This is a genomic window from Streptomyces sp. NPDC059696, from assembly GCF_042733745.1.
Taxonomy (GTDB): Bacteria; Actinomycetota; Actinomycetes; order Streptomycetales; family Streptomycetaceae; genus Streptomyces.
Window position 1 is genome coordinate 98,491 of the sequence record NZ_JBHWFG010000007.1, and the last position, 12,571, is coordinate 111,061.

Annotated in this window: 11 protein-coding genes and 1 pseudogene; 8 read left to right on the forward strand and 4 right to left on the reverse strand. The window is 72.9% G+C overall.

Features of this window, described 5'->3' with window-relative positions:
- Positions 1-19 precede the first annotated feature (19 nt).
- The 5 genes and pseudogenes from ACFV20_RS09865 to ACFV20_RS09885 all read left to right on the forward strand — a co-directional run.
- Positions 20-1,012: a zinc-binding alcohol dehydrogenase gene (locus ACFV20_RS09865; RefSeq protein ID WP_385654525.1), complete on the forward strand. Its 993-nt coding sequence runs from the start codon at positions 20-22 to the stop codon at positions 1,010-1,012.
- A gap of 159 nt (positions 1,013-1,171) precedes the next feature.
- Entirely contained in the window at positions 1,172-1,570 is a 399-nt protein-coding gene (locus ACFV20_RS09870; RefSeq protein WP_221759551.1) for a 6-carboxytetrahydropterin synthase, read from the forward strand.
- Entirely contained in the window at positions 1,567-2,772 is a 1,206-nt protein-coding gene (locus tag ACFV20_RS09875; protein ID WP_385654528.1) for a glycosyltransferase family 4 protein, read from the forward strand. The genes ACFV20_RS09870 and ACFV20_RS09875 overlap by 4 nt, the downstream gene beginning before the upstream one ends.
- The gene (locus tag ACFV20_RS09880) at positions 2,769-3,875 is read left to right on the forward strand and encodes a class I SAM-dependent methyltransferase (protein ID WP_385654530.1); all 1,107 of its coding nucleotides are present in this window, start codon (positions 2,769-2,771) and stop codon (positions 3,873-3,875) included. The genes ACFV20_RS09875 and ACFV20_RS09880 overlap by 4 nt, the downstream gene beginning before the upstream one ends.
- Positions 3,872-4,930 (forward strand): annotated as a pseudogene (locus ACFV20_RS09885) (lysylphosphatidylglycerol synthase domain-containing protein); the annotation flags it as partial. The gene ACFV20_RS09880 and the pseudogene ACFV20_RS09885, both read left to right, overlap by 4 nt.
- Positions 4,931-5,079: 149 nt before the next feature.
- Here the strand turns inward: ACFV20_RS09885 and ACFV20_RS09890 are convergent.
- Positions 5,080-5,808, reverse strand: a complete 729-nt coding sequence (locus tag ACFV20_RS09890) for a creatininase family protein (protein ID WP_385654532.1) — start codon at positions 5,806-5,808, stop codon at positions 5,080-5,082.
- A gap of 41 nt (positions 5,809-5,849) precedes the next feature.
- On the opposite strand from ACFV20_RS09890, the gene ribA reads away from it, so the two are divergent.
- The 3 genes from ribA to ACFV20_RS09905 all read left to right on the forward strand — a co-directional run bounded on the left by ribA (position 5,850) and on the right by ACFV20_RS09905 (position 8,862).
- Positions 5,850-6,509, forward strand: a complete 660-nt coding sequence (gene ribA / locus ACFV20_RS09895; protein WP_385654533.1) for a GTP cyclohydrolase II — start codon at positions 5,850-5,852, stop codon at positions 6,507-6,509.
- 144 nt (positions 6,510-6,653) lie between these two features.
- Positions 6,654-7,715 carry a saccharopine dehydrogenase gene (locus ACFV20_RS09900; protein WP_385654535.1) on the forward strand — a complete coding sequence of 354 codons (1,062 nt, stop codon included), beginning with the start codon at positions 6,654-6,656 and terminating at the stop codon, positions 7,713-7,715.
- Positions 7,705-8,862, forward strand: coding sequence for a saccharopine dehydrogenase family protein (locus tag ACFV20_RS09905; RefSeq protein WP_385654538.1), 1,158 nt, complete (start codon positions 7,705-7,707; stop codon positions 8,860-8,862). The genes ACFV20_RS09900 and ACFV20_RS09905 overlap by 11 nt, the downstream gene beginning before the upstream one ends.
- 8 nt (positions 8,863-8,870) lie before the next feature.
- Here the strand turns inward: ACFV20_RS09905 and ACFV20_RS09910 are convergent, their stop codons facing one another.
- The 3 genes from ACFV20_RS09910 to ACFV20_RS09920 form a co-directional block, all read right to left on the reverse strand.
- Positions 8,871-10,100, reverse strand: a complete 1,230-nt coding sequence (locus ACFV20_RS09910; protein ID WP_385654540.1) for a serine hydrolase domain-containing protein — start codon at positions 10,098-10,100, stop codon at positions 8,871-8,873.
- 258 nt (positions 10,101-10,358) lie between these two features.
- The gene (locus tag ACFV20_RS09915) at positions 10,359-11,717 is read right to left on the reverse strand and encodes an MFS transporter (RefSeq protein WP_385654543.1); all 1,359 of its coding nucleotides are present in this window, start codon (positions 11,715-11,717) and stop codon (positions 10,359-10,361) included.
- 163 nt (positions 11,718-11,880) lie between these two features.
- Positions 11,881-12,552 (reverse strand): TetR/AcrR family transcriptional regulator, encoded by a 672-nt coding sequence (locus ACFV20_RS09920; RefSeq protein WP_385654546.1) that lies wholly within the window; start codon positions 12,550-12,552, stop codon positions 11,881-11,883.
- Positions 12,553-12,571 lie beyond the last annotated feature (19 nt).

A 12,571-nucleotide genomic window follows, 5' to 3' on the forward strand; every position in this document is an offset into this window, starting at 1 on the left:
ATCGTTCAGGAGGACTTCGATGAAGCACACCGGCCGTGCGTTTTGGATCGACTCGCCTGGGCACGGCGGCATCCGGGACGTCGCCCTGGCCGCGCCGGGCGACGGCGAGGTGCTGGTCCGCACGCTGTTCTCCGGCGTGAGCCGGGGCACCGAGACGCTCGTCTTCCGCGGCGGCGTCCCCGTCAGCCAGCACACCGCCATGCGCGCCCCCTTCCAGGAGGGCGACTTCCCCGGCCCGGTGAAGTACGGCTATCTCAACGTCGGCGTGGTGGAGGAGGGCCCCGCAGAGCTCACCGGCCGCACGGTGTTCTGCCTCTATCCGCACCAGACCCGGTACGTCGTCCCGGCCTCCGCGGTCACCCCGGTCCCCGACACCGTGCCCGCCGAACGAGCCGTGCTCGCCGGAACCGTGGAGACCGCCGTCAACGCCCTCTGGGACGCGGCCCCCCTGGTCGGCGACCGGATCGCCGTGGTCGGCGGCGGCATGGTCGGCTGCTCGGTGGCGGCCCTCCTCGCCCGCTTCCCCGGGGTGCGCGTCCAGCTGGTCGACGCCGACCCGTCCCGCGCGACGATCGCCGAGGCGCTGGGTGCCGGTTTCGCCACCCCCGAGGACGCCGAGGGGGAGCTCGACCTGGTCGTGCACGCCAGCGCCACGGAAGCGGGCCTCGCCAGGTCGCTGGAACTCCTCCGTCCGGAGGGAACCGTCCTCGAACTCAGCTGGTACGGCGACCGGCAGGTCAGCCTGCCGCTCGGCGAGGCCTTCCACTCCCGCAGGCTCGTCATCCGCAGCAGCCAGGTCGGCACCGTCTCCCCGGCCCGCCCGAACCGCACCTATGCCGACCGGCTCGCCGTCGCCCTCGACCTGCTCGCCGACCCCGCGCTCGACGCCCTGATCACCGGCGAATCCCCCTTCGAGGACCTGCCGGACGTGCTGCCGCGGCTGGCGTCCGGCGAGGTCCCCGCCCTGTGCCACCGCGTCCGCTACGCCGGGAACGACGGACGCATCGGCTGACGATTCGTTCCATCCGGTACGAGTCGGCCACGACAAGAGCGCCTGACCTCAGAAAAGACGTACGACAGGCTGAACAAGGGAAGAGAACGGGCCGTACTACTCGGCATCCCCGGCACCGAGAGCGGGGGAGCAGACGCGCCGCACCTGGAGGGTCGTCCGTTGTTCAGCATCACCGTCCGCGATCACATCATGATCGCCCACAGCTTCCGTGGCGACGTCTTCGGACCGGCGCAGCGCCTGCACGGGGCCACGTTCCTCGTGGACGCCACGTTCCGGCGCGAACAGCTGGACGAGGACAACATCGTCGTCGACATCGGGCTCGCCACCCAGGAACTGGGCGCGGTCGTCAGCGAGCTGAACTACCGCAATCTCGACAACGAGCCCGACTTCGCCGGAATCAACACCTCCACGGAGTTCCTCGCCAAGGTCATCGCCGACCGGCTCGCCGAGCGCATCCACAAGGGGGCGCTGGGCGAGGGCGCCAAGGGCATCGCGGGCCTCACCGTCACCCTGCACGAGTCGCACATCGCCTGGGCGAGTTACGAGCGTGCGCTGTGACCGACACGACCGTCGAACGGCCCGAGCACATGGGTCCGGCACCGGCACGGCTGAATTATGTTCCCGTGCAGCACGCCTCCCTGAAGAACGCCGAGATCATCCCCATGTCCCTGCGCACCGTGCACTTCGTACTGCCGGGCGGCATCGACGACCCGACGGCGCCCAGCGGCGGCAACGCCTACGACCGGCGCGTGTGCCTGGACCTGCCCGGCTTCGGCTGGCAGGTGACCAAGCACGCCGTGGCCGGTGACTGGCCGCAGCCGGAGGCCGGCGCCCGCACGGAACTGGCCCGGGCCCTGGCCGCGTTGCCCGACGGTTCCGTCGTGCTCCTCGACGGGCTGGTGACCTGCGGCGTGCCGGAGATCGTGGTCCCCGAGGCGGAGCGCCTGCGCATGGCCGTCCTCGTCCATCTCCCGCTCGGCGACGAGACGGGGCTGGACGCGGCGGTCGCCGCCGAACTGGACGCCAGGGAAAGGACGGTGCTGCGGGCGGTGCCGGCGGTGATCGCCACCAGCGACTGGGCCGTCCGCCGCCTGGTCTCCCACCACGGCCTTCCCCCCGAGCGGGTCCACGTCGCAGCCCCGGGGGCGGACATCGCGCCGCTCGCACCCGGCACCGACGGGGTGTCGCGGCTGCTGTGCGTGGCCGCCGTGACCCCGCGCAAGGGCCAGCACCGGCTGGTGGAGGCCCTGGCCGCGGTGAGCGACCTGCCCTGGAGCTGCGTGTGCGTCGGCTCCCTCACCCAGGAGCCGGAGTACGTCGCCCATCTGCGGTCCCTCATCGCGGAGCACGGCCTTCAGGACCGGCTGGAGCTCGCCGGCCCCAAGTCCGGCCCCGCCCTCGACGCCGCCTACGCCACCGCCGACCTGATGGTCCTCACCTCCTACGCCGAGACGTACGGCATGGCGGTGACCGAGGCCCTGGCCCGGGGCATCCCGGTGCTGGCCACGGACGTGGGCGGGCTGCCCGAGGCGGTCGGCCGCGCGCCCGACGGCGGGATGCCCGGCATCCTCGTCCCGCCGGAGAACCCCGCCGCGATCGCCGCCGAACTGCGCGGCTGGTTCGGCGAGGCGGACGTACGACGCCGCCTGAAGGCCGCCGCCCGCAGCCGCCGCGCCGCCCTCGGCGGCTGGGCGACGACCGCACAGAGCCTGGCGGCGGTCCTGCGCCGGCTCCCCACCGAACCCCGGAGGGCCGCATGACGAACCCGACGACGACCCAGCAGAGCGGGGCGATCCCGGCACAGCCCGGGCCGAGGGAGGTCACGAGCGTGACGGACGGCGTGACGCCGGGCAAGCCCGGTCCGGCGGGTACCGCGAGCGCGGTGGCCGGCGGGAGCGCGGGTACCCCGGCCCTGGGCTCCAGCGTGGAGTTCGTTCCGGGGTACGCCCCGGATGCCGTCATCCCCGGCGCCGGCCCCAGCCTCAGGCCCGGCGCCAGGCCGACCGTCAAACTGCGTGAGGCCAACCCGGAGGATCCGCCCCGCTATGCGCCGGAATGGCTGGAGCTGCGGGAGCCGGCCGACGCCGCCGCGCGGGCGCACGACCTGCTCGACCCGCTGCGCATCCGGCTCGCCAACCTGCCGGGCAGGTCGGGCGTCGTCATCCACGACCTGGGCTGCGGCACCGGCTCGATGGGCCGCTGGCTCGCGCCCCGCCTGGACGGCGCCCAGCACTGGATCCTCCACGACCGCGACCCCTACCTGCTGCACTTCGCCGCCGTCTCCTCCCCGCGCTCGGCCGCCGACGGCAGCCGGGTCACCGTGGAGACGCGGCGCGGCGACGTCGCCCGTCTCACCCCGGACGCCCTGCAGGGCGCCTCGCTGGTGACGGCGTCCGCCCTGCTGGACGTCCTCACCCGCGAGGAGATCGACACGCTCGCCGCCGCGTGTACCGGAGCCGGCTGCCCCGCCCTGCTGACGCTGTCCGTCGCCGGGCGCGTGGAACTGACCCCGTCGCACCCCCTGGACGCGGAGATCGCCCAGGCGTTCAACGACCACCAGCGCCGCGACGGCCTGCTCGGACCCGACGCGGTCACGGTGGCGGCCGAGGCGTTCTCCGGGTACGGCGCGACCGTCCGGCTGCACCCGAGCGCCTGGCGGCTGGGACCCGAGCAGGCCGCACTCACCGAGCAGTGGCTGCGCGGCTGGGTCGGTGCCGCCGTCGAGGAGCGCCCCGAACTGCGGGCCGAGGCCGACGTCTACCTCACCCACCGGCTGGCGGCCTGCGCCGCGGGCGAGCTGAGCGTCACCGTCCACCACGTCGACCTGCTGGCCCTGTCCCGCCCGGCGGGCGGAGCGTCATGAGCCCCCAGGCGACGGGAACGCGCCCGCGCACCCCGCTCACGGAGCGGTCCGGGCCGCCCGCGACCGCACCCGGCACCCGTGTGCCCGGACCCTCCGGCCCGGTGGACACGGCCCGGTCGGACGCGGCCGTGCCGCGTCCGGCCGTGAGCGACAGCGGCACGCCCGCCGCCTCGACCTCGTCCGGCCCCGTCCGGACGGCCGAAGCGCCGCCCCGCCGTGCCCGCACGGCCCTGGCCCGTCTCGGCTCCCCGAAGGTCCGCACCCACCTCGGCACGTTCGCCGGAGTCGCCATCCTGGGCGTGCTGTTCTGGCGACTGGGAACCGGCGTCTTCCTGGACGGACTGCGGCGGATCGACGCGGTGTCGCTGCTGTTCGCGCTCGGCATCGGACTCGTCACCACCGTGTTCAGCGCCTGGCGGTGGGCGCTCGTGGCCCGGGGGCTCAGGATCCGCCTGCCGTTCGCGGCGGCCGTCGCCGACTACTACCGCGCGCTGTTCCTGAACGCCGCCCTGCCCGGCGGCGTCCTCGGCGATGTGCACCGGGCCGTTCGGCACGGGCAGAGCGAGGGGGACCTGCGGCGGGGCGTGAAGGCGGTCGTCCTCGAACGGACGGCCGGGCAGGTCGCGTTGTTCGCCGCCGGGGCGGTCGTCCTGCTGACCGTGCCGTCCCCGGTGCTGGCCGAGGCCCGGCGCGTCGCGGCGCCTGCGGCCCTGGCGGCGGTGGGCGCCCTCGCCGTCGTGCTCGCCCTGCGCATGAACCGTTCGGCGGCCTCCCGCCGGGGCCGCAGGCTGCGTGCGTTCCTCGCCGAGGCCCGCGAAGGGCTGTTGTCGCGACGGAACGGGCCCGGAGTGGTGGTCTCCTCCGTGGTGGTGCTGGCAGGCTACGTCGCCATGTTCGTCCTCGCCGCCCGGGTCGCCGGGACCGCCGCCCCCGTGGCCGTCCTGCTGCCCCTCGCCGTCCTCGCCCTGCTGGCGATGGGCCTGCCGCTGAACGTCGGCGGCTGGGGCCCCCGGGAGGGCGTCACCGCCTGGGCGTTCGGCGCCGCGGGGCTGGGCGCCGGCCGCGGCCTCGCCGTCGCCGTCGTCTACGGGGTGCTCAGCCTCGCCGCGAGCCTGCCCGGCCTGATCGTGCTCGTCGCCCGCTGGTACGCGGGCCTGCGGGCCGGGACCCGGACGACACCCGGGGCCCCGGCGCCACAGGGTGACTACGCGTCGGAGGTCAGCATCGAGAAATACGCCCCGAAGGAATCCGCGAGGCTCGCCAGGAGTTCCTTCCCCTTTTCCGCCGAACCCAGTGAAGGACGGCCGATGACACCGGAATCGGTATAGCCGGACATGCCGAGGGTGAGCAGATGACGCCGGTCGTCAGCGACGAAGTCGGAAGTCTCATATCCGGGTCGGAGCATTTCCGGATGAGCGTGCAGAAGGATGGAGGTCTCGATTTCCCCCGCGTGCATGTCGGTGAGCAGCGAGGTGACCACACCCGCCCGCTCGCGCGCCGCCTCCCAGTCCTCCGCGGCCGGGAAGAGCGCCATCCGCTCGCCGCGCGCGGAGGACTCCTGAACCACGTTGCCCAGCACGTAGTTGCCGCCGTGCCCGTTGATCACCACCAGGGTGTCGACGCCGGACCGGCGCAGCGAGGCCGCAATGTCCCGTACCACCGCATGAAGGGTCACCGAGGAGATGCTGACGGTCCCCGGCCAGGCCGCGTGCTCGTGCGAGCACGAGATCGTCACCGGAGGAAGGAGGTGCACCGGGTACGCGCCGGCTATCTCCCGCGCGACGGCACAGGCGACGAGCGTGTCGGTCGCCAGGGGGAGGTACGGACCGTGCTGCTCGAAGCTCCCCACGGGAAGCACCGCGACCTGCCGTGAGACACCGGCGCCCCGCGTCCGTACGTCTTCCGTGGTGTCCGCCGGCACCAGATCACTCATATCGTCACGGCCTTTCGTCTCTGCTTAGGAACTCGAGAATCATGACAGACAACATTGGCGTACTCGGCAAGAAGGCACCTCAGCGGACCGGCGTGGAACGCGTCGTGAATGCCCCCCTGCCCACCGTGTACGGGAAATTCCAGGCGATCGGCTACATGGACCACGACCGCGGTGACGAACAGGTCGCACTGGTCTACGGCGAGATAGGCCCGGACGACGTCCTCATCCGGCTGCACTCGGAGTGCCTGACGGGTGACGCCTTCGGCTCCCAGCACTGCGAGTGCGGCGACCAGCTCGACGCCGCTCTGCGCGCGGTCGTCTCCGAGGGCGCGGGCGTCGTCGTCTACCTCAGAGGGCACGAAGGCCGTGGCATCGGCCTGCTCGGCAAGCTGCGCGCGATGGCCCTGCAGGCGGAGGGCCTGGACACCGTCGAGGCGAACCTCGCCCTCGGCCTGCCCGTCGACGCCCGCGACTACGGTGTCGCCGCCCGGATCCTCAAGGACCTCGGCGTGCGGTCGGTGCGCCTGATGTCCAACAACCCGCGCAAACGCGAAGCCCTGGTGGACCACGGCATCACGGTCGCCGAGCAGGTGCCGCTGTTGATCCCGCCGTGCGAGAACAACATCACCTATCTGCGCACCAAGCGGGAACGCCTCGACCACCACCTGCCCCACCTGGACGCGGTGGTCAGCTCCTCCTGATCACCCCGGCCGGATCCGGCTCCCCGACGTGACCTGGGCGCATCGGTGCGCGACCCGAGGACGGGCCGCGTACGCTTCGTGGACGTCCGCCCCTTGAGCGTCGGCCCCCAGCGGCCGACGCCTCACGCCGGAGGCCCACCTGGTATGACCGAGCTCCATCTGTGGCTGCGCCACGAGGCCCGCACGACCGAGCGACGCACTCCGATCGTCCCCGGCGACGCCCGGCGGCTCGTCGGGGACGGAGTGGAACTGACCGTCGAGGAGTCCCCCCAGCGGGTCTTCCCGATCGAGGAGTACGAGGCGGCCGGCTGCCGGATCGCACCCGCGGGCTCCTGGGTGACGGCACCACGGGACGCCGTCGTGCTCGGCCTGAAGGAACTGCCGGACGCACCGCGCGAACTGACGCACCGGCACGTGTTCTTCGGCCACGCCTTCAAGGGCCAGCCCGGAGCGGCGGACCTGCTGGGCCGGTTCGCCGCCGGGGGCGGGGCGCTGTTCGACCTGGAGTACCTGGTCGACGACACCGGGCGGCGCCTGGCCGCCTTCGGCTTCTGGGCCGGTTACCTGGGAGCCGCCCTCGCCGTGCTCGAGCACCGCGGCCGGCTCCGGGCCCCGCTGACCCCCACCACCAAGGAAAGCCTGGACGAAACGCTGAAGCCGGCCGCCGACGACGCCGAGTTCACCGGGCTCGTCGTCGGCGCCCTCGGCCGCAGCGGCCGCGGCGCCCGCGCGGCCTTCGCCACCGCCGGCGCCGACCCGACCTGCTGGGACCTCGCCGAGACGCGCGACCTCGACCGCCCCGCCCTGCTGCGCCACGACGTGATGGTCAACGCGGTGCTCGCCACCAGCCCCGTCCCGCCCTTCCTGCGCGAGCAGGACCTCGACAGCCCCGGCCGCCGGCTGCGCACCCTGTGCGACGTGACCTGCGACGTCGGCTCACCGCTCAACGTCCTGCCGGTGTACGACACCACCACCTCCTGGGACGAGCCGGTGCGCCGACTGCGCGACGAACCCCCGCTCGACCTGATCGCCATCGACAACCTGCCCTCCCTGCTGCCGCTGGAGTCCAGCACCGACTTCTCGGCCGCGCTGCTGCCCCACCTGCTCGACTTCGGCGTGTCCGGGCCCTGGGGGCGCTGCCTGGACCGGTTCCGTGCGGCGTCCCGCGCCCACGGTCTCGACGAGGGGGAGCCCCGTGACCACTGAACCGGCACCGGCGAGCGGCACCGTCCACTGGATCGGCGCCGGCCTGTCCACGGGCAGCGGTCTCGCCGCGCTGTGCGACGAGGCCGAGCGCGTACGGCTCTGGCACCGCACCGAGAGCCGCGCCGCCGACGCCCTCGAACGGCTGGGCCTCACCGGCCGGGCCCAGCCCCGCGCCTGCTCCCGGGACGCCCTGGCCGCCGAACTCGCGCCGGGCGACGTCGTCGTGTCGATGCTCCCCGCGACGGAGCACGCGCCGCTGCTCGCCGAGTGTGTCCGACGGGGCGCGCACTTCGCCTGCTCCAGCTATGTGTCGGAGGCGGTGCTGGAGCAGGCGCCCGCCGCCGAGCGGGCCGGGCTCGTGGTCCTCACCGAGGCCGGGCTGGACCCGGGCCTCGACCACCTCTTCGCGCATGCCCTCGTCGCCCGGGCCCGGGAGGCGATCGGCGAGAAGACCCCCGCCTCGTACGCCCTCACGTCCTACTGCGGCGGCGTCCCCGCCGTGCCGAACGACTTCACCTACCGCTTCAGCTGGGCACCGGCCGGGGTCCTGAACGCCCTCCGTTCCCCGGCGCGTTACATCGAGGGCGGTGCCGAGACGGTCGCCGAGCGGCCCTGGGAGGCGACCCGGCGGCATGTCGTCGAGGGGGAGACCTTCGAGGTCTACCCCAACCGCGACAGTGTTCCGTTCGTCGCGCAGTACGGGATGCCGGATGCCTGGACGCCGCGGACGTTCGTGCGGGGCACCCTGCGTCTGGAGGGCTGGCTGCGCGCCTGGGACGGTGTGTTCGAGCAGCTGAAGACCGGCGACGACGCCCGGGTCGCCGCCCTGGCCCAGGAGTTGGCCGCCGCCTACCCGACCACCGACGACGACCGCGACCGGGTCGTCCTGGCGGTGTCGCTGGACGTGCGCGCCGAGTCGGGGCCGTCGTGGCGAGGCGGCTACCTCCTCGACCTGGTGGGCGACGCCGAGGAGAGCGCGATGGCCCGCTGCGTCTCACGGACCCTCGCCCTCGGTGTCCGTCACATCCTGGACGGCTCCCTGCCGCCCGGTCTGAACCGGGCGGCGGAGACAGCCGCCCGGTCCGAGCGGTGGCTGCGTGAACTCGGCCAGGAGGGTGTGGAGTTCACCCTGCGCGTGGACCGGTAGCCGGGTTTCTAGTCCGTCAGGGCCTCATGGACCAGCCTCTTGAGGTCCTTGAAGACCGTGTGCGAGGTCCTGGGCCGCACCTGTGTCATGAACTGCACCGTCAGGTCGCGGCCCGGATCGACCCAGAACGTCGTCGTGGCCACCCCGCTCCAGCCGAAGGCGCCGAGCCCGGACGGGACCTGCGTGCGGGACGGATCGATCACGACGGAGCAGTTGAAGCCGAAGCCGACTCCGTCGTTGCCGGGTTCGTCGTGGGCGGGGCGGCTGCCGAAGGCCCGCAGGTCGGCGCCGCCGGGCAGGTGGTTGCGGGTCATCAGGTCCACCGTCTTGGGGGCGAGCAGCCGCACGCCGTCGAGCTCTCCCCGGCGGCGCAGCAACTCCATGAAACGGTGGTAGTCGTGCGCCGAGCACACCAGTCCGCCGCTGCCCGACAGGAACCGCGGCCGGCCGTGCAGCGGCAGCCCCGCGATCGGCTCGATGCCGCCGCCCTCCCGTTCCCCGTACATCTCGGAGAGCCGGGGCGCCTGGGCGTCCGTGACGTGGAAACCCGCGTCCGTCATGCCGAGCGGCCCGAAGATCCGCTCGGCGCAGAACGCGTCGAGGGGCTGCCCCGAGACGACCTCGATGATCCGGCCCAGGACGTTGCTGGCGACCGAGTAGTTCCACTCGGTGCCCGGCTCGAACTGCAGCGGCAGGCTCGCGTACACCTCGATGGTCTCGGCCAGGTCCGCGCCGGGTGGCACCGACGACTCGAGGCCGGCTGCCCGGTAGAGGGCGTCGACGGGGTGGGTGTGGTAGAAGCCGAAGGTCAGGCCCGCGGTGTGGGTCATCAGGTGCCGGACGAGTATCGGGCCGTCGGCCGGGCGGGTCTCCACGTCGGCCCCGGAGCCGGCGACGTGGACCCGCGGGTCGGCGAAGGCCGGCAGGTGGTCGGCGACCGGGTCGTCCAGTGACAGCCGGCCCTCCTGCACCAGCAGCAGCGCGGCGACCGCGGTGACCGGCTTCGTCATGGAATAGACGCGCCACAGCGTGTCGGGTTCGACCGGCAGCCCGGCCGCGATGTCGCGCAGGCCGTGCGTCGTGAGGTGGGCGACGCGCCCGGCCCGGGCGACGGACACGAGGAAGCCCGGCAGACGCCCCTCGTCGACCAGCCGGGCGAAGGTACGGTCCAGCCGGTCCAGCACCCGCGGATCCAGCCCCGCCTCACCCGGATCGACCTCTTGTCGCAGTGGTGCCATGGCTCTTCTCCCGTCGCGCGGTCGAGGTGAGATCCGGCATACCCCGCCGGGACCGCCTCAGACCCCATGGTGGTGCAGGAACGGTTCGTGATCGCGGCGGAAGACGTGAGCGGGCGGCCATGGGGACCGGGACGCAGGGCCCGTGGCCGATGGTCCGGCGGCGGCCGGGATCCCGGGCTCAGGGCGTCGCCGAGGCCAGGGCGCCAGGAGAAGAGGTCACCACGTCCGTGAAACGGTCGCAGCCACATCCGGGGATGGTCAGGCCGTCACCTTCTCCGGCTGAACCGCTCCCCGGGTGGCTCGCTCGCCGAGGGCCTCCGTCGGAGTCCGGTGCGTTTCCCGCGCCGACACCGCCACCACCGCCGGCGGCACGCACAGCGCCGCCGTGAACAGCGCCACCGCCGACCAGTCGTCCCCGCCCGGGCCTGCGATCCGCGCAGCGAACGTCACCGCGAACCCGGCCGCCGCGAAGCCGATCTGGGTACCGATGGCCACGCCCGACAGCCGGACCCGGGTCGTGAACATCTCGCCGTAGAAGGCGGGCCACACCCCGTTCGCCGCGCTGTAGACCACGCCGAAGCAGAGGACGCCGGTCAGGAACGTCAGTGGGTAGGAGCCCGTCGAGACCGCCCACAGGTACAGGAACATCGTCACCGCGCTGCCGGCCGCGCCGATCAGGAACACCGGCCGCCGGCCGATCCGGTCGGACAGCGTCGCCCAGAGCGGGATCGCGGCCAGCGCGACGACATTGGCCAGGGCGCCCACCCACAGCATGGCCGTACGCGACATCCCGACCGCGTCGCTCGTGGCGTACGCCAGCGCCCACACCGTGAAGATCGTGCTCACCGAGGCGATCAGCGCGCCCCCGATCACCCGCAGCACATCCGCCCAGTGCTCGCGCAACAGCACCACCAGCGGCAGCTTGACGACGCCCTCCTCGGCGGCCTGCTGGGCGAACGCCGGTGTCTCGTCCAGCTTGCGCCGGATCACGTAGCCGACGACGGCGACCGCGACGCTCAGCCAGAACGGCAGCCGCCAGCCCCAGGACAGCAACTGCTCCTCGGGCATCGCGGCGATCGGGATGAACACCAGCGTGGCCAGCAGCTGACCGCCCTGGGTGCCGCTGAGGGTGAAGCTCGTGAAGAAGCCGCGCCGGCCCGGCGGCGCGTGTTCCAGCGTCATGGAGTTGGCGCTGGCCTGTTCGCCCGCCGCCGAGATGCCCTGGAGCACCCGGCACAGCACCAGCAGGGCCGGCGCCAGGTTCCCCACCTGGTCCCGGGTCGGCAGACAGCCGATGAGGAACGTCGACAGCCCCATCAGCATCAGCGTGAAGACCATGATCTTCTTGCGGCCGACCTTGTCCCCGAAGTGCCCGAGGACCAGCGCCCCGACCGGACGGGCGGCGTAGGCGACGCCGAACGTGGCCAGCGACAGCAGGGTCGCGGTGGCCGGGTCGGACTCGTCGAAGAACACCTCGGGGAAGATCAGCGCGGCGGCGCTGCCGTAGAGGAAGAAGTCGTAGTACTCCAGGGCACTGCCGATCCAGGCGGCGGTGGCGGCTTTCCTGGGCTGGCCGGGCGGGGCGGCGGACCCTTCGGGCATGGCGGGGACGGACACGGCGGCTCCTTCGGGGGGCTCCACCCTGGGCGGAGTGGGAGAGAAGTCCAGCAGAGAGGGCGGGCCGGATCGCGGCTAATTAACCCACTGGGTAGTTAGTAGGGGATGGCCAGAGATGCTGCGCCCGTGTGCCGTCGCTGTCAAGAGATCGCGCCGCGGACTTTCAGTCCGACGTGCGCTCCGCCGTCAGATAGGCGATCACCATGTCGCCGAGCATGGCGCGGTAGTGCGCGCGCCGCTTCCCGTCCAGCAGGTCGCGGCCGAACAGGGCGCCGAAGGTGTGCCGGTTGGAGACCCGGAAGAAGCAGAACGAGGAGATCATCGCGTGCAGGTCGACGGCGTCGACATCAGCCGTGAACAGGCCCGACTCCTGTCCCGACGCCAGGATCCGGCGGATCACGTCCAGGGCGGGGGAGCCGATCTTCCCGAGCTTCTCGGAGGCCGCGATGTGGTGTGCCTCGTGGATGTTCTCGATGCTGACCAGGCGGATGAAGTCCGGGTGCTGCTCGTGGTGGTCGAAGGTGACCTCGGCCAGGCGCCGGATGGCCGCGACGGGATCGAGGTGCTCCACGTCGAGCTCCTGCTCGGCCTCCCGGATCACGCCGTACGCCCGCTCCAGCACGGCCGTGAACAATTGCTCCTTGCCGCCGAAGTAGTAGTAGATCATCCGCTTCGTGGTGCGGGTGCGGGCGGCGATCTCGTCGACCCGGGCACCGTCGTAGCCGGCCCGGGCGAACTCCTGCGTGGCGACGTCGAGGATCTCGGCCTGGGTGCGGGCGGCGTCGCGGAGGCGCTCGCGCTCGCCGGGGCGTGCCGGTTCTTCGACGCTGGTCATCAGCTTCCTTCGGGCGGAG